Annotated in this window: 21 protein-coding genes and 2 pseudogenes; 14 read left to right on the top strand and 9 right to left on the bottom strand. The window is 64.8% G+C overall.

Annotated features, from left to right (window positions below; translation table 11 throughout):
• Positions 1–166: 166 nt before the first annotated feature.
• The gene (locus A7D16_RS12195) at positions 167–550 is read right to left on the bottom strand and encodes a hypothetical protein (RefSeq protein ID WP_239686992.1); all 384 of its coding nucleotides are present in this window, start codon (positions 548–550) and stop codon (positions 167–169) included.
• A 361-nt stretch (positions 551–911) separates the two neighbouring features.
• Positions 912–1,388 (bottom strand): annotated as a pseudogene (locus A7D16_RS21570) (ankyrin repeat domain-containing protein); the annotation flags it as partial.
• 249 nt (positions 1,389–1,637) lie between these two features.
• Between A7D16_RS21570 and A7D16_RS12190 the strand changes: the two are divergent.
• The gene (locus A7D16_RS12190; protein WP_064633070.1) at positions 1,638–2,783 is read left to right on the top strand and encodes an ROK family transcriptional regulator; all 1,146 of its coding nucleotides are present in this window, start codon (positions 1,638–1,640) and stop codon (positions 2,781–2,783) included.
• Between the two features lie 80 nt (positions 2,784–2,863).
• Here A7D16_RS12190 and A7D16_RS12185 read toward each other — a convergent pair whose 3' ends face one another.
• From A7D16_RS12185 to A7D16_RS12170, 4 genes are all read right to left on the bottom strand, one after another.
• Complete coding sequence (locus A7D16_RS12185) at positions 2,864–3,130, bottom strand: hypothetical protein (RefSeq protein ID WP_153043159.1); 267 nt, start codon at positions 3,128–3,130, stop codon at positions 2,864–2,866.
• A 498-nt stretch (positions 3,131–3,628) separates the two neighbouring features.
• Positions 3,629–5,356, bottom strand: coding sequence for a cation acetate symporter (locus A7D16_RS12180; protein WP_064633066.1), 1,728 nt, complete (start codon positions 5,354–5,356; stop codon positions 3,629–3,631).
• The gene (locus A7D16_RS12175; RefSeq protein WP_005995490.1) at positions 5,353–5,670 is read right to left on the bottom strand and encodes a DUF485 domain-containing protein; all 318 of its coding nucleotides are present in this window, start codon (positions 5,668–5,670) and stop codon (positions 5,353–5,355) included. The genes A7D16_RS12180 and A7D16_RS12175 overlap by 4 nt, the downstream gene beginning before the upstream one ends.
• Before the next feature lie 69 nt (positions 5,671–5,739).
• On the bottom strand, positions 5,740–7,122 hold the full coding sequence (locus A7D16_RS12170) for a DcaP family trimeric outer membrane transporter (protein WP_064633064.1): 1,383 nt from the start codon (positions 7,120–7,122) through the stop codon (positions 5,740–5,742).
• Between the two features lie 295 nt (positions 7,123–7,417).
• Here A7D16_RS12170 and acs point away from each other — a divergent pair, with 295 nt between their 5' ends.
• From acs to A7D16_RS12150, 5 genes are all read left to right on the top strand, one after another.
• On the top strand, positions 7,418–9,361 hold the full coding sequence (gene acs / locus A7D16_RS12165; RefSeq protein ID WP_064633063.1) for an acetate--CoA ligase: 1,944 nt from the start codon (positions 7,418–7,420) through the stop codon (positions 9,359–9,361).
• Between the two features lie 316 nt (positions 9,362–9,677).
• Positions 9,678–10,346: a response regulator transcription factor gene (locus A7D16_RS12160; RefSeq protein WP_016901792.1), complete on the top strand. Its 669-nt coding sequence runs from the start codon at positions 9,678–9,680 to the stop codon at positions 10,344–10,346.
• Between the two features lie 524 nt (positions 10,347–10,870).
• A complete protein-coding gene (locus tag A7D16_RS23530; RefSeq protein WP_161945033.1) occupies positions 10,871–11,272 on the top strand; it encodes a hypothetical protein in 402 nt (133 codons plus the stop codon).
• A gap of 70 nt (positions 11,273–11,342) precedes the next feature.
• Positions 11,343–11,906: a peroxiredoxin family protein gene (locus A7D16_RS12155; RefSeq protein ID WP_082925790.1), complete on the top strand. Its 564-nt coding sequence runs from the start codon at positions 11,343–11,345 to the stop codon at positions 11,904–11,906.
• A gap of 3 nt (positions 11,907–11,909) precedes the next feature.
• Positions 11,910–12,113, top strand: coding sequence for a hypothetical protein (locus tag A7D16_RS12150; RefSeq protein ID WP_064633058.1), 204 nt, complete (start codon positions 11,910–11,912; stop codon positions 12,111–12,113).
• A gap of 221 nt (positions 12,114–12,334) precedes the next feature.
• On the opposite strand, the pseudogene A7D16_RS12145 reads toward A7D16_RS12150, so the two are convergent.
• Positions 12,335–12,760: pseudogene (locus A7D16_RS12145) on the bottom strand (MBL fold metallo-hydrolase); the annotation flags it as partial.
• Positions 12,761–13,023: 263 nt separating this feature from the next.
• On the opposite strand from A7D16_RS12145, the gene A7D16_RS12140 reads away from it, so the two are divergent.
• Positions 13,024–13,329, top strand: a complete 306-nt coding sequence (locus A7D16_RS12140; protein ID WP_064633056.1) for an ArsR/SmtB family transcription factor — start codon at positions 13,024–13,026, stop codon at positions 13,327–13,329.
• Between the two features lie 112 nt (positions 13,330–13,441).
• Here A7D16_RS12140 and A7D16_RS12135 read toward each other — a convergent pair whose 3' ends face one another.
• Entirely contained in the window at positions 13,442–14,431 is a 990-nt protein-coding gene (locus tag A7D16_RS12135; RefSeq protein ID WP_064633054.1) for a quinone oxidoreductase family protein, read from the bottom strand.
• 45 nt (positions 14,432–14,476) lie between these two features.
• On the bottom strand, positions 14,477–15,286 hold the full coding sequence (locus tag A7D16_RS12130) for an oxidoreductase (protein WP_064633052.1): 810 nt from the start codon (positions 15,284–15,286) through the stop codon (positions 14,477–14,479).
• A gap of 151 nt (positions 15,287–15,437) precedes the next feature.
• Here A7D16_RS12130 and A7D16_RS12125 point away from each other — a divergent pair, with 151 nt between their 5' ends.
• The 7 genes from A7D16_RS12125 to A7D16_RS12095 form a co-directional block, all read left to right on the top strand.
• Positions 15,438–16,040 carry a TetR/AcrR family transcriptional regulator gene (locus A7D16_RS12125; RefSeq protein ID WP_064633050.1) on the top strand — a complete coding sequence of 201 codons (603 nt, stop codon included), beginning with the start codon at positions 15,438–15,440 and terminating at the stop codon, positions 16,038–16,040.
• Between the two features lie 237 nt (positions 16,041–16,277).
• A complete protein-coding gene (locus tag A7D16_RS24480; protein ID WP_064633118.1) occupies positions 16,278–16,475 on the top strand; it encodes a hypothetical protein in 198 nt (65 codons plus the stop codon).
• Positions 16,472–17,482: an aldo/keto reductase gene (locus A7D16_RS12115; protein ID WP_064633048.1), complete on the top strand. Its 1,011-nt coding sequence runs from the start codon at positions 16,472–16,474 to the stop codon at positions 17,480–17,482. Before A7D16_RS24480 ends, A7D16_RS12115 begins: the two co-directional genes overlap by 4 nt.
• On the top strand, positions 17,479–18,351 hold the full coding sequence (locus A7D16_RS12110; RefSeq protein WP_064633046.1) for an amidohydrolase family protein: 873 nt from the start codon (positions 17,479–17,481) through the stop codon (positions 18,349–18,351). The genes A7D16_RS12115 and A7D16_RS12110 overlap by 4 nt, the downstream gene beginning before the upstream one ends.
• Positions 18,348–19,118, top strand: coding sequence for an SDR family oxidoreductase (locus A7D16_RS12105; protein WP_064633045.1), 771 nt, complete (start codon positions 18,348–18,350; stop codon positions 19,116–19,118). The genes A7D16_RS12110 and A7D16_RS12105 overlap by 4 nt, the downstream gene beginning before the upstream one ends.
• Before the next feature lie 228 nt (positions 19,119–19,346).
• Complete coding sequence (locus A7D16_RS12100; RefSeq protein WP_064633044.1) at positions 19,347–20,204, top strand: fumarylacetoacetate hydrolase family protein; 858 nt, start codon at positions 19,347–19,349, stop codon at positions 20,202–20,204.
• A gap of 214 nt (positions 20,205–20,418) precedes the next feature.
• The coding region (locus tag A7D16_RS12095; RefSeq protein WP_153043145.1) for an IS110 family transposase at positions 20,419–20,867 on the top strand (449 nt) is incomplete at its 3' end.

The raw sequence follows: 20,867 nt of genomic DNA, 5'->3' as shown, positions 1-20,867 counted from the left end.
GCCTGACCGTGCGGTATTGGTTGCGCTCCCCGCTGCGTGCTCCGCGTAGGTCGACGTTGGCGCACAGGCGGTCTCCACACAGGACGACATCGCTGTTGGCCACCGCGTGCAGCACCTTGGCGTCCAGCCGGTAGCGGGTCAGATCCTGGCGCGCTTCGGTCAGCAGTTACACGCTTGAAGCACAGGCCAGCACCGTCGCCACGATCAACCCAGCGCAGGTAAGCCAGGCGCGGGTGAGCCACCGCCTGCGCGGCGCCTCGTGCGCGGTTTCCACCGCCTGCAATGCGGTGCCGGAGCGCGAGATCACTGCGTCCAGCCGGCGCGAGGCCGGTGCCAGACTGCTATCGAGCGCCTGTTGCCAGGCCTGCTGCAGCTGCGGCACCGCGCCGCCGACCAGGCGGTCGATTTCATCGCCGTTGCGCGCGAACAGGGCGCGCAGCGCTGCCATCTCCCGCTCCAGTGCGGCGTGCTGACGCTGATCGCGCGCTTCGATGGTGGCCGCCAGCGTGCCCAGCGCCCTGGCCAGGTCCTTGAGCTCTTCTTCGCGCATCCGTCTTCTCCGTCACCACGCATCTCACCCTGGACGTGATAGGCGACCACGGTGTCGGCGGTGTCGTAAAGCTGCACACCGGGCGTGCTCTTTGCAAAGCGCTGCGCGGTTTCTGGATGCAATCGGGCTGCGTTGAACGTGGTTGCCGGAACGCCGCTCACCGCCGAGGCTGCCGATCCCATGCCGCCGCCCAGGGAATGGCCGGCAATTTCAAAATCGATTCGCTGATCCTTCATGCGCAATGCCAATCGCATGGCGCGATCGTAGTGATCGGTCTGCATGCCAACCGACTGCGGGAAGTTGTTGGCCAGAAAATCTTCGGCGCTGGTGTCCCGCAGACCATCGGCGGTTGCCACTTCTCCCGCTGAGCCTTTGTAGACCACGGTGGGCTTGTAGCCGGGTCCGAGAACTGCCGGATCGGGATAGCTTCGATCGTTCCAGAGTCCATGCGATGCACGGGAACTCCTCTATTGAACACCAGCGTAGGATCCGCCTTGCGTTTCAGCAACCAATGGACCTCCTCGAATGCGCCACCAATTGCGTAATTATCGATCAGCGTTCCTCCCATGCCTGCTAACGCATTCACGTCAGCGCCGCGTTCGACCAACAACTGGATGTCCGCCCGTTTATTTTGTTTGATGAGTGCGTGAAAAAGTAAGGTTTCGTTGTTCGCATTGCGTGTATTGGGATCACCACCATGATCCAACGGCAATTTGAGATAGATCGGGTCATCCTGCTCGGCTGCCCAGACCATTGCATTTGAGTTATTGCGTGCGCCTCGATCCAACGTCTGGTAAGGCAGCGCCACATTCGGATCGGCCCCATTGTCCAGCATCGCCCACCCTATCCAGCGGCACCGGCGCGTCGCCGCCGGCAGGCGCGGCCGGGACGGCGGGCTCGCCGGCATAGACGCTCAGGCTGGCGCTCACGCACAGCGCCAACAGGCACACACGGGGAAGCGGACAGGAGCGATCGCGTGACATGGGACAACCGTAAGTGGCAGAGGCTACCGATTTAATACCTTACTGTGAATTAATTATTTCATGGAAGCAGGTAAGCTAGCCATTCCCACGTGACACCGCTCGCCATGCCGTCCTCCGTCGCCGTCGCCTTGCCTCCACATTCGCCTGCCTTCCTCGGCCTGAGCCTCAACGAGCGCGACATGCTCGACCGCCTGCGGCTGGCCGGCGTGCTCACCCGCGCCGACCTCAGCCGCGGTACCGGGCTGACCGTGCAGACCGCAGTGCGCCTGATCGAAGGCCTGCAAGCACGCGGCATGGTGCAGATGGGCGAGGCGGTGGCGCGCATGGGCCGCGGCAAGCCCGGGGTGGCGGTGTCGCTGAATCCGGCGCACGGCCACACCCTGGGCATTTCCATCGCCACCGACGCGCTGACCCTGGCGCTGGTGGATTTTTCCGGGGCGGTGCTTGCCGTCAGCGAGGTCGCGCTAACCGATACCACGTTGTACGGCGTACTCACCCAGTTGCAGGCGGCCGATGCCGCGGTGCTGGCGCGCGTGGACGATGCCGGCCAGCGGCTGGGCATCGGCGTGGCGATGAGCGGGTTTTTCACCGGCGAGGATGCCTTCATCAACCCGCCCGAGCCGCTGCGCGCCCTGGGCCAGATCGCACTGTGCCCGTGGCTGGCCGATGCCTTCGGGCAGCCGGTATGGATGGACAACGACGGCAGCGTCGCCGCTGCCGGCGAAGCGATGCTGGGCATCGGCCAGCGTCATCGCGACTTCGCCTATCTGTATCTGAGCTACGGCCTGGGCGGTGGCCTGGTCATCGACGGTCAGGTGATGCGCGGTGCACGCGGCAATGCCGGCGAGTTCGCCGGCATGTTGCCGGCGCTGCAGCTGGAACGCGCCACGCTGGAATTGCTGCGCGAACTGCTGGCCGAAGACGGCGTGACATTTACCGATGTGCGCAGCTTGCTGGCGGCTTACGACCCGGCCTGGCCGGCGATCGACCGCTGGATCGCGCGCAGCGCACCGGGGGTGTCGTTGATCATGTCGGCCATCACTGCAGTGTGCGACCCCGAAGCCATCGTGTTCGGCGGCCGCCTGCCCGGCAATCTTGCCCAGCGGCTGATCGCCGCGGTGCAGATCGACAACCTGCCACGCCATGGCCAAGCGCGCCCACTGCCGTTGCTGCTGCCGGCCGAAGCGCCCGCCGATGCCTGCGCGATCGGTGCGGCCACCTTGCCGTTGAAAGCGCGTTACTTTCGGTAACGCCGCAACCGCGCCGGCCGGCACCGAATCCGTCCCGGCATGCGCATCGCGCATCGCGCATCGCCCGGATTGGAGCAGCATCACTTGCATGGCGGCAAACATCTCAGCGAGCGCAGCACCTTGGCATGCAACTCGCGGGCAAGCAGGACCACCTGTTGCTGCGTGACTGCATCCATGTCGTCGAACATCTCCTCGCCGCGCAACGGCGTTGCGGGCTGCAACGGGCGGCCAAACGGCTGCTGGGACACCAGCCGCCAGGCATCGCCATACAGCGGCTCGGCTATGTCCAACAGGGGCGAAGACAGCAGCTGATCCAGCACCGGCATCGCTGCCCGGTCGCCGCGCATCGCCCTTTCTTCCAGGTTGGCCAGTACCTGCTCGGCCTCGGCACGGCCCGGGAACGAGAGTGGTTGTGGCCGGCGAGGTCGGGCTGCTGCTCGATGAACCGACGTGCGTGTTGACGCAACAGTTCGAGCTGCGCATCCGGATCACCGCCGACTGCGGCCTGACGCAGCGGTTGCTCCACCTGTGCGTAGTCGCCCTGGCCGATGTGCCGGCAGGCCATCAGCTGTGCCGCGTGGTCAGGCGCGCGTTGCAAGGAGCCCTCAGTCGCATCGCGCGCCGTCGCATCCGCGGCACCCACCGAGCCTGCGGTGGAATGCGCCGCCTCGGTGAGCGCGGCGCAACGCGCGTACATGTGCGCGCGCGCGTAAGGCGCCGCGACGGCGGTGCGCATGGCGGCACGGCCACAGTGACGCCACTCGGCCACACCACCTTCCGCCAAAACGCAGAACGCCGGCACTGGGCCGGCGTTCTGCGTTGTCAGCTGTTGCTTGCGCTATCGGTCAGTGACCCGAGGCACCGCTCGCACCCAGGCCGGTTTCGGCACGGATCTGCTGCGCCTTGAACGCGGCACGTTCGTTGGCGGCCTGCGGGCTGCGGTCCAGCACCGAGAACAGCCAGATGCCGACAAAACCAACCGTCATCGAGAACAGCGCCGGCGAGGTGTACGGGAACGGCGCCGAGCCGGCCGCATTGCCCAGCGTGTCCACCCACACCGACGGCGACAGCACCGTCAGCACCAGCGAGGAGATCAGGCCCAGGAAGCCGCCAGTCACCGCGCCACGGGTGGTGCAGTTCTTCCACAACAGCGACAGGATCAGCACCGGGAAGTTGGCCGAGGCCGCGATGGCGAACGCCAGCGACACCATGAAGGCCACGTTCTGCTTCTCGAACACGATGCCCAGCAGCACTGCGATCACCCCCAGCACCAGGGTGGTGGCACGTGAGACCTTGAGCTCCGAGCCCGGCGCCGGATTGCCCTTCTTGATCACCGTGGCGTACAGGTCATGCGACACCGCCGACGCGCCGGACAGGGTCAACCCTGCAACCACCGCCAGGATGGTGGCAAAGGCCACCGCCGAGATGAAGCCCATGAACACATTGCCGCCCACCGCATTGCCGACCAGCACCGCCGCCATGTTGGCTGCGCCCTTGCCGCCGTGGATGGTGCCGGTGGCGACATCGGCAAACTGCGGGTTGGTCAGCACCAGTGCGATCGCACCGAAGCCGATGATGAAGATCAGGATGTAGAAGTAGCCGATCCAGGTGGTGGCCCACAGCACCGATTTGCGTGCCTGCTTGGCATCGGGAACGGTGAAGAAGCGCATCAGGATGTGCGGCAGGCCGGCGGTGCCGAACATCAGCGCCATGCCGAACGAGATCGCCGAGATCGGGTCCTTGACGAAGCCGCCCGGCCCCATGATCGACAGGCCCGCTTTGGCTGCATCCTCCGGCGATGCACCGCCGTTGGCCGCAATCGCGGTCTTCACCCGCACGCCCTCGGCAAACAGCGCCTCGAAGCTGAAGTTGAAGTGCCACATGATCGCCACGGCCATGAAGGTCACGCCGGTCAGCAGCAGCACCGCCTTGATGATCTGCACCCACGTCGTTGCGGTCATGCCGCCGAACAGCACGTAGACCATCATCAGCACGCCGACCAGCGTCACCGCCACCCAGTAGTCCAGGCCGAACAGCAACTTGATCAACGCACCGGCGCCGACCATCTGTGCGATCAGATAGAACAGCACCACCACCAGCGTGCCCGATGCGGCAAAGCTGCGGATCGCCGTTGGTGCGAAGCGATATCCGGCCACGTCGGCGAAGGTGTACTTGCCGAGGTTGCGCAGGCGCTCGGCCATTAGGAAGGTCAGGATCGGCCAGCCGACCAGAAAGCCGATCGCATAGATCAGGCCGTCGTAGCCATTGGCCATCACCGCCGCGGTAATGCCCAGGAACGAAGCCGCCGACATGAAGTCACCGGCAATCGCCAGGCCGTTCTGGAAGCCGGTAATACCGCCGCCAGCGGTGTAGAAATCTGCGGCCGATTTGGTCTTGCTGGCCGCCCACTTGGTGATCCACAAGGTGCCCAGCACGAAGAGGCCGAACATGGCAATCGCCACCCAGTTGGTGGGCTGCTTGTCGACCTGGCCCATGTCGCCACCGGCGGCCAGTGCCAGGCCGGTCGGCAGCAGGCCGGCCAAAATCAGGAGAAGGCGCGAAGTCTTGCTCATTTGCGGGCTTCCTCCAGGATCTGCGCAGTCAGCTGGTCGTAGGTGTTGTTGGCACGGCGCACGTAGATGGCGGTGATGATGATGGTGAACACCATCACTCCGATCGCGATCGGAATGCCGATCGAGGTCACCCCTGCGCCGATCGGTTTGGCAAGGAATTCCTTGTCGAAGGCGATCAGGCCGATGTAGCCGTAATAGGCCAGCAACATCAGCACGGTGAGTGTCCAGCCCAGCGTATTGCGCTGACGCTTGAGTGCGTGGTACTTCGGATTGGCATCGATCTTGGCGATCAGTGCGTCATTCGAGACGGTCATGGTCTGTCTCCTGGAGTGCGGGCGGCACGGCCCGCCCACATGCGTGGCGGGCTGCCGGCGGGGTGAATCTTAGAAGCTGTACTTGGTGGTGAACTGCAGACGCGAGATGTCGCCGCTGTCGCCGTTTTCGGCTTCGCGACGGCCATACATCAGCTCTGCACCCACGTCGACCTTGGGCAGTGGCGAATAGAAGACGTTGGCACGGATGCTCTGCTGCGACTTGCTGGCAAGCCCGCCGGTGTTGGCCAGGCTGTGGTCGTAGTCCACGCGCGAATACATGATGGTGCTGCGCAGCTTGGCGTTGTAGTCGTGGCGCCAGGCCACCCAGCCAGCCACGGTGCTGACAGTCTGGATGTTGCCGTCGATGTCGATCTCCACATCCGAGCCGTTGCCCAGACCCAGATAGCGGCCAAGACCTTCGCCATAGGCCAACTGATAACGCAGGTCGTTGCTGGAGTTGATGATCCAGCGCCCGCCGCCGGCAATGGCGCCGCCGAAATCGGTGTCGTTGGTCAGCGCACTGCGGGTGCGGTACTGGCGCGCGATGGCCGACAGGCCGAACGTACCCCAGGTGCCCTTCCAGTTGTAGCGCGCGGTCAGGTCCGGCATCGCGCCGTGGTCTGCGGCCAGGATGGTGTTGCCGCCCTGGTAGGGCGTTGTCAGTGTTTCGGTGTTTTCGGCCGAGACGCTGAAGGCGCCGCGGGTGTAACGGATCTGGGTCTGACGGCTGAACAACACACCGTCGGTCGGCCCGACGATATCGGCCGCTTCGGGCAGGATGGTGGCATCGACGAAGTTGGACCAGGTCTGGCCGGCCAGCCAGTTGTTCCAGCTCATGTAGGCATGTCGCAAGGTGCCGCCGTACAAGTTGTTGACCTGGTTGGCCAGCGCGTTGCCGAAGAAATCCAGTTCGATGAAGCCGGTGAGCTTGTCGCCGTTTTCGGTAACCGTGTCCACGCCCAGGTTGAAGCGCGAGAACTTGGCGTGGAAGTCGGTGTCCGTGCTCGACGCCTGCCCCCCGACAGGCGTCTGCGTCGGAATGTACAGGTAACGCCCAACCGCACCTTCCGGCAAGGCGCCGTCGCTGGTCCGGGTGGTCATGAAGTCGGCCTTGATGAAACCGTCGAAACGAAACGTTGTCCCCGGCAACGCGTTCGGCGTAATGCTGCTCAGCTGGATCGGCCTTTTGCCGGCAGGCACCACCGGCGCGGCAGGCATCTGTGCCTGCAAGGTGCGCACTTCCGTGACCTGGGTCTGCGTCTGGGCAATCTGGCCCTGCTGCTGTTGCTGCGCCGAGACCAGCAGCTGGACCTGACGCTCGAGCTCGGCAATGCGGGCTTCCAGCGCTTTTTCCTTGGACGTTTGCGCGAACGCCACGCCCGGCAGGATGCTGGCCACGAACAAGGCAGCCGCCAACGGATGGCGCACCAGCGGTGCAGTACGGTGTTTCATGGAACCCTCTCCCCAATGAAGGCCTCGCGCTTGATGGCGATGCTGTGCGGAGCGTGAGGCAGTCCGCGCTTCGCAGCCTATTCGCCTTTGGTCGTAGCTGCAACGCAGCATTCCACAAGGTGACCATTGGTCGCACCAGAACTCGCAATGGGTGTGCGGCAGCGCACACCCCAGGTTACGACCATGGTCTAACGCGCCGTTGACTAACGGGACAGAGTGGATACGGCACACTGAGAACCTACTGAGGGCAGCGGCAACGCCTTCTCCCGACACGTTCATTGCAAGTGAGGCTGCCATGGCTGATGTTTATCCCGTCGATCCCGCGTTCGCCAACGGCGCACGCGTCAATGGCGAACAGTACGCAACGCTGTACCGCGAATCGATCGAGCATCCCGAGCAGTTCTGGGGCAAGGCCGCACAGCGGTTGAGCTGGTTCAAGCAACCTACCCAGATCAAGGATGTCAGCTACGCGCTGGACGACTTCCACATCCGCTGGTTCGGCGACGGCGAGCTCAACGCCAGCGTCAACTGCCTGGACCGCCAGCTCGCCACGCGCGGCGACAAGACCGCGCTGCTGTTCGAACCCGACAGCCCGGACGCAGCCTCTTACCCGGTCACCTACCGGGAGTTGTACGAGCGCGTCTGCAAGCTGGGCAATGCGCTGCGCAACCTGGGCGTCAAGAAGGGCGACCGGGTCACCATCTACCTGCCGATGATCGTCGATGCCGCCGTGGCCATGCTGGCCTGTGCGCGTATCGGTGCGGTGCACTCGGTGGTGTTCGGCGGCTTTGCCGCCAACTCTATCGCCGACCGCGTGATCGACTGCCAGAGCAAGTTGATCATCACCGCTGACGAAGGCCTGCGCGGCGGCAAGAAGATTCCGCTCAAGGCCAATGTCGATGCGGCGCTGAAGATTCCCGGCACCAATACGGTCGAAACGGTGCTGGTGGTGCGCCACACCGGCGGCGCAGTGGAGATGCAGGCACCGCGCGACCGCTGGTTCCATGATGTGGTCGACGGCCAGCCGGCCGAGTGCGAACCCGAGCGCATGAACGCGGAAGACCCGCTGTTCATCCTCTACACCTCCGGTTCCACCGGCAAGCCCAAGGGCGTGCTGCACACCACCGCCGGCTACCTGTTGTTTGCCAGCTATACGCACGAAGTGGTGTTCGACCTGCGCGAGGACGACATCTACTGGTGCACCGCCGACGTGGGCTGGGTCACCGGCCACAGCTACATCGTCTACGGCCCGCTCGCCAACGGCGCCACCGCGCTGATGTTCGAAGGCGTGCCCAATTACCCGAACGTGTCGCGCTTCTGGGAAGTGATCGACAAGCATCAGGTCACCTTGTTCTATACCGCGCCCACCGCGATCCGCGCGCTGATGCGCGATGGCGAAGCGCCGGTCAAGAAAACCTCGCGCAAGAGCCTGCGCCTGCTCGGCAGCGTTGGCGAGCCGATCAATCCGGAAGCCTGGCGTTGGTATTACGAAGTGGTCGGCGACAGCCGCTGCCCGATCGTGGACACCTGGTGGCAGACCGAAACCGGCGGCATCCTGATCTCGCCGCTGGCCGGCGCGGTCGATCTGAAGCCCGGCTCGGCCACGCTGCCGTTCTTCGGTGTGCAACCGGCGCTGGTCGATGCCGAGGGCAAGATCCTGGAAGGCGCCACCGAAGGCAATCTGGTGCTGCTGGATTCGTGGCCCGGCCAGATGCGCTCGGTCTATGGCGACCACCAGCGTTTCATCGACACCTATTTCCGCACCTATCCGGGCAGCTACTTCACCGGCGACGGCTGCCGCCGCGATGCCGATGGCTATTACTGGATCACCGGCCGCGTGGACGATGTGATCAATGTCTCCGGCCACCGCATCGGCACCGCCGAAGTGGAAAGCGCGCTGGTCTCGCACCCCAAGGTCGCCGAGGCGGCCGTGGTCGGCTTCCCGCACGACGTCAAGGGCCAGGGCATCTATGCCTACGTCACCCTGATCGCCGGCGAGACGCCGAGCGAAGAACTACACAAGGAATTGATCACCTGGGTGCGCAAGGAGATCGGCCCGATTGCATCCCCGGATCATCTGCAGTGGGCACCAGGCCTGCCGAAGACCCGCTCGGGAAAGATCATGCGCCGCATCCTGCGCAAGATCGCCGAGAACGCACCGGATCAACTCGGCGACACCTCGACCCTGGCCGACCCATCGGTGGTGGATTCGTTGGTAAGCGAGCGGTTGACGCGCTAACGCGCTGGCGCGCGTTGGGCATCGGGAGTGGGGAATCGATCAAGCGGTTCCCTGCGAACGGAGGGAATGAAGAATGGGGAATGGGGATCGTTGGGCCGGTTCCCTGCCAGCGGGCGCAGAGGCGGCAGGGGGATTGTAAAAACAGTCCTCCGCCCACCTCTGTTAACCGGTGTTTAGCACTCTCCCGAACCACCATCCGCACCCAATGCACCCATTTCTCGCTGCTGTCCTTAGCTGTTGATGTCACTCTTGGCGTTTGCTTTTGCGATTCCCGATTCCCGATTCTCGATTCCCCCTCCCGATTCCCGGCGCCAAAATGACCACCCTGCTGATCGCCGACGACCATCCCCTGTTCCGTGAAGCCTTGCGCGGGGCGGTGCAGCGCGTGATGCCGGGGGTGCAGTTGTTCGAGGCTGACACGGTGGATGCCTTGTACACCCTGGCAGATGCGCAGCCGGATGCCGATCTGTTGCTGATGGATCTCAACATGCCGGGCGCGCAGGGATTCAGTGCGTTGGTACACATGCGTTCGCTGCATCCGCAGTTGCCGGTGGTGGTGGTGTCCGCGCGCGAAGAGCCTACCGTGATGCGGCGGGCGATCGACCACGGCGCGTTCGGATTCATTCCCAAATCTGCCGATTCGGACACCATCGGTCGCGCGCTCGCCACCGTGCTCGATGGCGAGCGCTGGATCCCGGCCGAAGCGCAGAACCTGCCGCCCACCGACAGCGAAGAGCGCGAGGTCGGCCAGCGGCTACGCGATCTCACCCCGCAACAATTCCGCGTGCTGCAGATGCTCGGCGCCGGGCGGCTCAACAAGCAGATCGCCTACGACCTTGGCGTGTCCGAGGCCACCATCAAGGCGCACGTCACTGCGATCCTGCGCAAGCTCGGCGTCACCAACCGCACCCAGGCGGTGCTGATGGCCGGCAAGCTCGCCATCGATGCCGACGGCATCGTGCTGCCGCCGCCGGAAGAGGATTGATTTGCGCGGTGCCTGCGGGGGGCGCACTGGAATCGCCGCATCGCGTCCGCGTCCGCGTCTACAGACCGATTCGCACTCCAGCTGGCCGTGCGGCAAGAGCAACAAACCAACACCGTTGTAGGAGCGCCCTTGGGCGCGAGGGCTTTATCGATAGAGCCTCATCGCGCGCCAGCGCGTACCGCTCCGACGCCTCGCGCCCTGCCCTCGACTCCGGCGCGCGGGCAGGGCCTTGCGACCCTTCGGTGGCATGGACAAGTCGGTGAAGCCAGCGGGTCCAGCCGGTGGCGGCGAAGGCTCTGGAGATGTCGCTGCCGTCGTCCAGCAGCGCCAGCCCACACAGCCGGACGGAAAACGCCATCGCACGCATTACATGATCCTTCGCCGGTCGGCGCGCGCCGTGGCGCATGGCATAGGCAGGTATGGCCGCACGCCGGGTCGTGCATAGCGTTGAGCAGTAGTCCACCAGGTACTTTGGTGCATCTGGCGCTTCTGTGATGTGGTGCCACTGGTGCGCCTGGAAACCTGTGAACACCACGCTGGTGGCGAGCAAGCTCGGGGTTCGCTCGATCGCCGCGGCTTCTTGTGCCGGAAATCACGCACGTGGGCGAAATGGAACGGGGTTGGTTGTCGACCGCAAGCTGACGGACGCAGTGTTCAGCGCATCCCTTGGTCCAGCGTATCGCCTGCGTGCATTTCCGCGACCATTGCGGCGTGCACGTGAAACGCAGCGTTTAAACGTCAACACGCTTGTGTCTGCACACTCGCACCGACACGTCGTCGCATCGGTGCGCAAAGAGCTGATTGCGCAAACACCATCCCAACCATCACGCGCCAGTGACAAGCCCAAGCGCAGGGGCGTGATCGCATCCACAGCCGCGCGCCGCGCGCCATCTCAGTTGTCGACATCACCATTGACCATGAGCTGATGCCTGGGCAAGGCTCGGGCATCAAGGACGCTTTGGAGCTGGCATGGCGCGACGTTTCCCCTGGCTCTGGATGGGCCTGTTGATGGCATGTGCACTGATTGCGGTGCTGGCCTGGCAAAACAAGCAGCTGCGTGTGCAGCAGCAATGGCTGCAGGCGCGCATCAGCACGCCGTATGACGGCATGTATGTGCCGCGTATCGAAGTCACCGATGGCGATGGTCGGCGGCACATGCTGGGCGCACCGCACGGGCCGGCGCAGGTGTTGTTCTTTTTCACCACCACTTGCCCGTACTGCCAGCGCTCGGCGCCGACCGTCTTGCGCGCAGCGCGGCAGCTGCAGGCCAACCTGCCCGGCCGGCCGCAGCTGGTGGGCGTGTGCCATTGCGACGCCGCGCAGGCCGCGCGCTATGCGCATGTGCACGGCTTCGATTTTCCGGTGGTCACGTTGACCGATCGTCGCGCGTTGATGCTGTTTCGCGCGCGCAACGTGCCACTGCTGATGGCCATCGATGGGGAGGGGCGCGTGCGCCATTCGCATCTTGGCGTTTTCGATACCACGGAGCGGGTGCAGGACCTCGTCGCCGCCTTGCGCCGCACGGATGCGCCAGCGGCTTTTGCAACGGTGAAGGAGTAATGCATGAAGAAGCGTTGGGCAACCTTGCGCAGTGCGTTGATGGCGGCGACCTTTCTGGCCAGCACCGGGTTTGGTGCGTTCCAGGTGATGGCAGTCGACAACGCACAGCCGAAAGTGGAATCGTGTAGTGCATGGGCCTGCAAAGCCGAGTGTCCGGAGTTCGGCGGCGACCTGGGCCAGGGCAACGTCTGCTACTGCTGCGGCTAACAGCGCCCGATAGAGCAACTACGCCGCTGTCAGATGGAGAGGGCTGGTGGGACGGAAGCGGTGTGCACCACGCACACATGCCGGTTGTGCGTACTGCCAGCATCTTGCGGACACTGCACGCATCATCTTGATCATCGCTGTGACCAATGACGGCGAGGTCCCCCAGGGCTTCGCCGTTTATGGGTGAAATGCCGCAACCCGATGCCGGGACAGGGAAAGGCATGCAGCGCCACCGCTTGCAGATGCCCGATGGTGAATGCTTCGCCGTCGGCGAAGAGATGGTCGAACTGGCTGCCGTCCCGCCTGAATTCCGCACCGGCGTTGAAAATGCTGCCGAAGGTGTCCTGCACGGAGCGAATGCGCTCGCCGATGGCGAGCTGCCCACCCAGGTGCTGCTGCAACCATGGCGCAGCCGACAGATGGTCGGCATGCGCATGTGTTTCGAGTAGCCACTGCACCTGCAGGCCCTGGTCACGCACGTATTGCGCAAGCGCCTCAGCCGAGCCGGTTGCGGTTCGGCCGGACGCCATCTCGAAGTCGAGCACGCTGTCGATGATGGCGCAGGCCGACGAGCCGGGATCCCGCACCACGTGGCTGGCGGTGAATGTCGCAGGATCAAAGAACGTCGCCACGTGCGGCGCGGGCATGCTGCCGGAGTGGGCGCCGGTCACCACCGTGCGCGCCATTGCCAGAGAGGTGTCGAGTGCGGCAGAAGCAATCACGATCACAACGCCGAGAGGAAGTGCAATGACAATTTCATAGATGCATATACACTGCAACTATTAATCGCTATGCGGAGCTGTCCGTTCAGTCGCCAGAGGGCTCAGCCGTTACGCTCTACATCTCCCTGACCCGTAGTCCTCCACGCCCCGTGACCGAAACAACTCTCTCCGTCAGTGATCTTGCCGCCATGAAGGAGCGCGTGCCGGAGGTGGCCGAACTGCTGCGCTTCATGGCCACACCGTCACGTCTGCTGCTGCTGTGCCAGTTATCGCAGGGCGAGTCCACCGTGAGCGGCCTGGAAGCAACGACAGGCATCCGGCAGCCGGCCTTGTCCCAGCAACTGGCCGACCTGCGGCAGCGGCAATTGGTCCTCACCCGTCGCGAATCCCGATCCATCATCTACCGCTTGGGCGATCCAAAGGTGGCTGCCTTGCTGAGCGCCATGCATGCGATCTTCTGCGCAGAAACCGGCCAGGACGATCGCCACCCCTGAGCCTTGCGTTTTGTTGACACTGCAGACTTCGCAAACGCAAGCGACGTGCAGAGGTGCAGAGGTGCTACGACACTGCGTCGAACCCCCGCACCACGTCTGCTGCTTGCTCGAATCAAGCGTCGACCCAGGGTTGCAGCACCATTTTGCCCGTCGTCTGGCGGCTTTCCAGAAGCCGATGCGCCTGGGCCGCCTTTGACAACGGCAGCACGGTGTTGACTTGCAGTGCAAGTTGTCCGGACAGGATCAAGCCCATGATTTCCGTCAGCGTGGACTGGATCAGTTGCGGGAACGCCAGGTAGCTACCCACATAGAAACTGGTCAGCGTGTGGTTGGGAACGATCAACTGCCATGGGTCGATCAGGGCGGTGTTGCCGCTGGATTGGCCGACGAAGATCAGGCGCCCGAACGGTGCCAGAGCCTTGAACGCCTCGGCGACGTTGTCGCCGCCAGCGATTTCGACGATGACGTCCACACCCTTGCCATCGGTCAGGGCACGGACCTGTTCGGCCCAGTCGGCAGCGGTGTAGTCCACCGCCGCGTCAGCGCCCAACCGGATCGCCATGTCCCGCTTTTCCTGCGTGCTGGCTGCAGCGATGACCTTGCCGGCGCCATAGAGTTTGGCCAGCTGCACCGCGAGGGAGCCCAGTCCGCCGGCTGCGCCTTCGATCAGGACGGTTTCACCTGGCGCCAGCCGCGCGGCATTGCGCAACACCAGCGCGGCGGTCAACCCGTTGGCCATCACGGCCGCGGCCTGGACCGCCGGTACGCCATCGGGCAGCGGCACCACGATCGCCTCCGGCACACAGATGTACTGCGCGTAGCCGCCGGCGCCCGGTGTTGCCAGTACCGACATGCCCGCTTGCAGCGCAGTCACCGCCTTGCCGACCGCAACGATCGTGCCGGCAACTTCCGCGCCCAGAATGAAGGGCGCTGGCGACGGCTCGGGATAATCGTCTCCCCGGCGTCGCATGACGTCGGCGAAGTTGAGGCCGGTCGCTTCGACCCGGATCAGCACCTCGTGGTCCTGCGGCGTCGGATCGGGAACGTCCTCGTAGATCAGGACATCGGCGTCGCCGGTCTGGTGAAATCGAACAGCTTTCATGTCGCATCCTTCATGTCGTGGATTGATGGGCCTGATGCCCGGGAATTACGCCAGTCCGAACTGCTTGTGCAGCACCTTGTCGAACAACGCGCGAGGCAGGAACCGACGGGCGAATGCGCCTTGTCTGGCGTCCTTGCCCGACGCATAGCGCAACTGCGGACGCTGCTCGCGTGCGGCCAGGACGATGGTGTCGGCGACGCTCTCGGCGGTGGCCGCGACGGCGATCGCGCTTTCGTAAGCCGCCCGATACTTGGCGCGGAGCGCGTCGTAATCGGCCAGTGGCCGATCCGACCAGACGGTGCTGGTCTCGAATGCGGTGCGGGTCGCGCCCGGCTCGATCACCACCACCCGCACACCGAACCCGCGCACTTCGTGGTCGAGGGATTCGGAATATCCCTCCAGCGCATGTTTGGTGGCCGAGTAATAGGCGTTGAATGGCGCAGGGATCAGACCCAGGCCTGAGCCGACATTGAGGATGCGCCCGCTCCCCTGCTTGCGCATGAGGGGCAAGACCGCGTTGGTAACGCGGACCACGCCGTAGAAGTTGGTTTCGAACAGCGAGCGGACCTGTTCGATCGAGCTTTCTTCCGCCGCACCCTGGACGCCGACACCGGCGTTGTTGACCAGCAGATCCAGACGGCCTTCGCGCTGCTGCAGCTCGGCGATCGCAGCGGCGACCGACGCGTCATCGGTCACGTCCAGCGCCAGCAGCGGAAACGCCGCCTGACCGGCTCCCGCACCGCGCCGGCTGGTGCCATAGACCGTATAGCCGGCGGCGAGGAGTTGCCGGGCAGCCGCTTCGCCGATGCCCGAGGAAGCGCCGGTGACCAGCGCCACAGGTTTATGTGTCTTCATGAAATGTCCTTGGTGAGGTGAGGCGGTGGTGGTCGACAGGTGCGTTCGACCGCGTGAATTTATGATGTCGATCAAACTCAAAAATGTCAACAACTTTGATTGTGGTCGACATCAATGTAAATTGGCGGCCTGCCGTCGACCCTGGAACACAATGAAAATCACCAAAGCGCAATCGCTGGAGAATCGGGCCCGCATCGTCGAAACGGCCTCCGCGTTGTTTCGTGAACGTGGCTACGACGGGGTGAGCGTGGCCGATCTGATGGCTGCCGCCGGCCTCACCCATGGCGGCTTCTACAAGCATTTCGGGTCCAAGGCGGATCTGATCGCCGAGACGGCCCAGCATGGCCTGCAACAGATCGCCGGCCAGATCGAAGGTACGGATATCCGTCAATTCATCGATTTCTACGTCTCGAGAACGCACCGGGACGGGCGCGGCGACGGCTGCACAATGGCGGCACTCGGCGGCGACGCAGCGCGTCAATCGACAGATATCAAGGCGATGTTCACCGTCGGTATCGAGAACATGCTGGCGATGGTGGAGCGGACCGCAATGCTCTCTGGCGGCGATGGGCACGATGATGTTCGGTCCAGAACGATCAATCTGTTCGCGCATGCAGTGGGCGCGGTTGTGCTGTCACGGGCCTGCGCGGACGACTCGCCATTAGCGGATGAAGTTCTGGACGTGTGCCGCACGCAGTTGGTTGCGTCGCTTGCACCAGCTGACAGCGCTCAACCCATGCCTGCGTCTGATTGATCCAGGTTGCAGGCAAGCGCGTAGCCGCATCGCACGTTGCCAGCCTGGCGACCTCTCATTTCGACTCGGCCGCGCATGGCCATCGTCTGACACTGGATGAACGTGCAGGCGCGCATCGTCAGCCGGTCGCCGCCAGGTGAGCACGGAGACATCGGGCCACGCGTGGAGCGATGGTTCGGGAGCCTGACAATTCCTGAGCCGGTTAAGCCGCATAGCGCGGGCAAACGACTCCTAACTCTGTCGCTGGCTCACGCGCAGCGCCTACATGGCCCCCTCATGCTGCACTGCAGCGTGATCTGTTCATTGATGATTGCCATATTCATATGCGAACAGCCCGGCACCTGTCGGCTGGTGGACGTTGCAATGCTCAGCTCCTGCTTTCCAGATCCTTCCAGCGCCTGCGCTGCCGCCCTCGCTCCGGAGCGGTGCGCATGAGCGGCGTGGCACGGCAGCGTCTCGGCAGCACCGACGTGCAGCTGTCGGCGCTGGGCTTCGGCGCTGCGCCGATCGGCAACCTGTACACCGAAGTGGACGAGGCGGACGCACTGGCTGCGGTGGCGGGCGCGTTCGAGGCCGGCATCCGCCATTTCGATACCGCGCCCTACTACGGCTACGGCTTGAGCGAAGCGCGCCTGGGCCGCGGCCTGGCCGGCGTGCCGCGCGCTGCGTACACGCTGTCGACCAAGGTCGGCCGCTGCGTCTACGACGACGCCCAGGCCGTTGCCGGCCGCGATGGCTTTGCGGTGGGCGGCCGCCGCGCCGAGTTCGACTACAGCGCCGACGGCGTGCGGCGCGCCTTCGCCTCCAGCCTGGAGCGCCTGGGCACCGACTACATCGACGTGCTGCTGCTGCACGACATCGGTGCGCTGACCCACGGCGACAACCACGCCCGTGTGCTGCAGCAGGCCTTGGAGGAGGCCTTGCCGGCCATGGCGGAGTTGAAGGCGTCCGGGGCGTGCGGGGCGATCGGCCTGGGCGTCAACGAGCAGGACGTGGCGCTGGAGGTGCTGCCGCGGTTTCCGCTCGACTGCGTGATGCTGGCCGGGCGCTACACCCTGCTGGAACAGCACGGCGCACGCGCGCTGCTGGATCAGGCGCAGCAACGCGGCGTGTCGATCCTGTCGGCCGGGCCGTACAGCTCCGGCCTGCTCAGCGATGCGCGCGGCCCCGGCGCCACCTACAACTACGCCCCGGTCGATACCGCCACCTTGCAGCATGCGCAGCGCCTGTATGCCGCCTGCGCCGCGTTCGGGGTGGATATCGGTGCGGCCGCGTTGCAGTTCCCGCTGGCGCATCCGGCAGTGATCACGGTGGTGGCCGGCATGCGCACCGTGGCCGAGGTGCACTCGGCCGCTGCACGGTTGCAGGCGACCATTCCGCCTGCGCTATGGCAGCGCCTGCGCGACGGCGGCCTACTCGATACGGACCTGCCCACGCCATGAACCGCGTCGATGCGCATCTGCATTTCTGGCATCTGGCGCGTGGCGATTACGCCTGGCTGACGCCCGAGCTTGCGCCGCTGTACCGCGACTTTGCACCGCACGATGTCGGCGCTGCGCTGGACGCGGCCGGCGTTGGCAGCGTGGTCGTGGTGCAGGCCGCCGCAACGGAAGCGGAAACCTGTTACCTGTTCGAGCTGGCGCACGCTGCGCCGCGCATTGCCGGCGTGGTTGGCTGGGTGGATTTTGCCGCGCCCGACGCCGCCGCCCGCATCGGCGCGCTGGTGCGCGCCGGCGGCGGCCTGCTCAAGGGCCTGCGCCCGATGGTGCAGGACATTGCCGACGTGCAGTGGCTGGCAGGCGCCGAGTTGGACGCCGCCTTCGATGCGATGCTGGAACACGATCTGGCTTTCGATGCCTTGATCCGCGCAGCGCATGTGCCGGCCTTGCAGGCGCGCCTGAAACGGCATCCGGCGTTGCGCGTGGTCGTCGATCACGGCGGCAAGCCGCAGATTGCGGCCGGCGAATTCGTCGCCTGGGCCGCCGGCATGGCCGCGTTGGCGCAGCATCCCAACGTGCATTGCAAACTCTCCGGCCTGCTCACCGAAGCTGCCCGCGGCGCCGGCATCGACGCACTGGAGCCATATGTCGCGCACCTGTTCGCGCGCTTCAGTGCGCAGCGCCTGCTGTGGGGCAGCGACTGGCCGGTGCTGACCTTGCGCGCCGATTACGCACACTGGGTCGATCTTGCACAGCAGCTCGTCACCCGGCATGCCGCCGAACACGCCGATGCGGTCTTCGGCGACAACGCACGCACGTTCTATCGTCTGCCACGGCCGGCGGCCCCCACCCACGGAACTTTATCGGTATGACAGTCTCCATTCCCACCACACCCACCGCCCGCCTGCAGGGCAAGCGTTGCCTGATCACCGCCGCCGGCGCCGGCATCGGCCGCGAAAGCGCGCTGGCCTGCGCACGTGCCGGCGCGCAGGTGATCGCCACCGACATCGACGCCGCGGCCTTGCAGGCGCTGACGGCCGAATCGGACGCCATCACCACCCAGCTGCTGGACGTCACCGATGCTTCGGCGATTGCTGCGCTGGTCGCGGAGCACGGCCCGTTCGATGTGTTGTTCAACTGCGCCGGTTACGTGCATCAGGGCAGCATCCTGGACTGCGACGAGCCGGCATGGCGCCGTTCGTTCTCGATCAACGTCGATGCGATGTACTACACCTGCAAGGCGGTGCTGCCAGGCATGCTCGAACGCGGACGCGGCAGCATCATCAACATGTCCTCGGTCGCTTCCAGCATCAAGGGCGTGCCGAACCGCTTCGTCTATGGCGTGACCAAAGCCGCCGTGATCGGCCTGAGCAAGGCCATTGCCGCCGACTACGTGGCGCAGGGCGTGCGTTGCAACGCGATCTGCCCGGGCACCATCAAGACGCCGTCGTTGGGGCAGCGCGTGCAGGCCCTGGGCGGCGACGAGCAGGCCGTGTGGAAGAGCTTCACCGACCGCCAGCCGATGGGCCGCTTGGGCGACCCGCGCGAAATCGCGCAGCTGGTGGTGTATCTGGCCTCGGACGAATCTTCGTTTACCACCGGCCAGACCCATATCATCGATGGCGGCTGGTCCAATTAAACGCAGACGACCACACTGCTGTGCAGCGGCCAGACCCATGGCCGCACGCGATGGTGTCTTAGCCGCACTGAAGACCGCCGACAACACGCCGCACCGCACGCCTGCCGTGGCTTGTTGCCAGCACGCATCACCGACATTCCTGTTCCGAGCCCGTCGTCCACCTCCTGCTGAAACACCTTGCAACAGGTGGCTGCTCGCTCCGACTCCTCCCCTGCAAAGGAAGACTGCATGAAACTCGTACGTATTGGCGCCGAAGGCCACGAACGTCCCGGCGTGATCGATAGCGAAGGCCGCATCCGCGACCTAAGCAGCGTCATCGACGATGTCGCCGGTGCGCACCTCACCAATGCCGGCCTGGAAAAACTGCGTGCAGTGGAGCTGTCCACGTTGCCGCTGATCGAAGGCGAGCAGCGCTATGGCGCCGCAGTGGGCCGCATCGGCAAGTTCATCTGCGTGGGCTTGAACTACGCCGACCACGCCGCCGAATCGGGCATGGAAGTGCCCAAGATGCCGATTCTTTTCATGAAAGCCACCACTGCGGTGTGCGGCCCCAACGACACCGTGATCATCCCGCGCGGCTCGGTCAAGAGCGATTGGGAAGTGGAACTGGGCGTGGTGATCGGCGATGTGGCGCGCGATGTGTCGGTGGACGAAGCCTTGAACCATGTGGCCGGCTACGCGGTGATCAACGACCTGTCCGAGCGCGAATTTCAGCTCGAACACGGCGGCCAGTGGGTCAAGGGCAAGAGCGCCGATACCTTCGGCCCGATCGGCCCGTGGCTGGTCACCCGCGATGAAGTGCCCGACCCGCAGAACCTGTCGATGTGGCTGGAGGTCAACGGCCACCGTTACCAGAACGGCAGCACCCGCACGATGGTGTTCGGCGTGGCCGAACTGGTCAGCCACATCAGCCGCTACATGACGCTGATGCCGGGCGATGTGATCAGCACCGGCACCCCGCCGGGCGTGGGCCTGGGCCAGAAACCGCCGGTCTACCTCAAGCCGGGCGACGTGATGGAGCTGGAGATCGAAGGCCTGGGGCGCCAGCGCCAGCCGGTGGTGGCGCATCCGCGTGATGCGGCCTGAAGCCCCTTATCTCTTGGCGATCTGCCAGATTAGGTGTCGAGAGCCGGCGTGGTCGACCGATAACCCACAGGTCTAAACAACCGCGGGAGAGCGAGGTCGCCACGCCGGGATCTCCTGGCAAACGCCCGAACAGTTGCTGGAGTTGGCACTCGTAACGATCAGGCTGGGCAGCCCAGGAGAGCTCTCGACCCTTCGAGCATAGCGGAGTTTTTCCATGGCATACGGCGTAGGTATCGATGTCAGCAAGCAGTGGTTGGATGTGCATGTGCATGGCTGCAAAGGCGAGCGGCGCTTCCCCAACACGGCGGCAGGTCTGCGCCAGCTGCGCAGCTGGCTGGGACACATGGAGCTGCACCAAGTGGTACTGGAAGCCACGGGCGGCTACGAACTGGCAGCGTTGGATGCGCTGCATGCGGCCGGCCTGCCGGTGGCGCGTGTGAACCCTCGCCAGGCGCGTGACTTTGCCAAGGCCATCGGCCAACTGGCCAAGACCGACACCTTGGATGCGCGCGTGCTGGCGCAGATGGCGATGGTGGTATCACTCACGCCCTACCAGCCGCTGGAAGGCTGGCGCCGTCAGCTGCGCGAGTACCAGCAGCGCCGCACGCAGGTGTTGGCGACGGTGCAGCAGGAGCGCCAGCGGCTGTCTCAACTGACCGATGT

Source organism: Xanthomonas nasturtii, from assembly GCF_001660815.1.
Lineage (GTDB): Bacteria > Pseudomonadota > Gammaproteobacteria > Xanthomonadales > Xanthomonadaceae > Xanthomonas > Xanthomonas nasturtii.
This window is presented reverse-complemented; position numbering and strand designations above follow the sequence as displayed.

Bases quoted from the DNA above. Each gene is read 5' to 3' on its own strand.
- A7D16_RS12100 (WP_064633044.1), top strand. From the start codon at position 19,347: ATGAAACTCGTACGTATTGGCGCCGAAGGCCACGAACGTCCCGGCGTG.
- A7D16_RS12150 (WP_064633058.1), top strand. From the start codon at position 11,910: ATGAAGAAGCGTTGGGCAACCTTGCGCAGTGCGTTGATGGCGGCGACC.
- A7D16_RS12190 (WP_064633070.1), top strand. From the start codon at position 1,638: ATGCCGTCCTCCGTCGCCGTCGCCTTGCCTCCACATTCGCCTGCCTTC.
- A7D16_RS12160 (WP_016901792.1), top strand. From the start codon at position 9,678: ATGACCACCCTGCTGATCGCCGACGACCATCCCCTGTTCCGTGAAGCC.
- A7D16_RS12170 (WP_064633064.1), bottom strand. From the start codon at position 7,122: ATGAAACACCGTACTGCACCGCTGGTGCGCCATCCGTTGGCGGCTGCC.
- A7D16_RS12130 (WP_064633052.1), bottom strand. From the start codon at position 15,286: ATGAAGACACATAAACCTGTGGCGCTGGTCACCGGCGCTTCCTCGGGC.
- A7D16_RS12110 (WP_064633046.1), top strand. From the start codon at position 17,479: ATGAACCGCGTCGATGCGCATCTGCATTTCTGGCATCTGGCGCGTGGC.
- A7D16_RS12175 (WP_005995490.1), bottom strand. From the start codon at position 5,670: ATGACCGTCTCGAATGACGCACTGATCGCCAAGATCGATGCCAATCCG.
- A7D16_RS12135 (WP_064633054.1), bottom strand. From the start codon at position 14,431: ATGAAAGCTGTTCGATTTCACCAGACCGGCGACGCCGATGTCCTGATC.
- A7D16_RS12125 (WP_064633050.1), top strand. From the start codon at position 15,438: ATGAAAATCACCAAAGCGCAATCGCTGGAGAATCGGGCCCGCATCGTC.
- A7D16_RS12185 (WP_153043159.1), bottom strand. From the start codon at position 3,130: ATGCGCGGCGACCGGGCAGCGATGCCGGTGCTGGATCAGCTGCTGTCT.
- A7D16_RS12155 (WP_082925790.1), top strand. From the start codon at position 11,343: ATGGGCCTGTTGATGGCATGTGCACTGATTGCGGTGCTGGCCTGGCAA.
- A7D16_RS12105 (WP_064633045.1), top strand. From the start codon at position 18,348: ATGACAGTCTCCATTCCCACCACACCCACCGCCCGCCTGCAGGGCAAG.
- A7D16_RS12195 (WP_239686992.1), bottom strand. From the start codon at position 550: ATGCGCGAAGAAGAGCTCAAGGACCTGGCCAGGGCGCTGGGCACGCTG.
- A7D16_RS12180 (WP_064633066.1), bottom strand. From the start codon at position 5,356: ATGAGCAAGACTTCGCGCCTTCTCCTGATTTTGGCCGGCCTGCTGCCG.
- A7D16_RS12115 (WP_064633048.1), top strand. From the start codon at position 16,472: ATGAGCGGCGTGGCACGGCAGCGTCTCGGCAGCACCGACGTGCAGCTG.
- acs (WP_064633063.1), top strand. From the start codon at position 7,418: ATGGCTGATGTTTATCCCGTCGATCCCGCGTTCGCCAACGGCGCACGC.
- A7D16_RS12140 (WP_064633056.1), top strand. From the start codon at position 13,024: ATGAAGGAGCGCGTGCCGGAGGTGGCCGAACTGCTGCGCTTCATGGCC.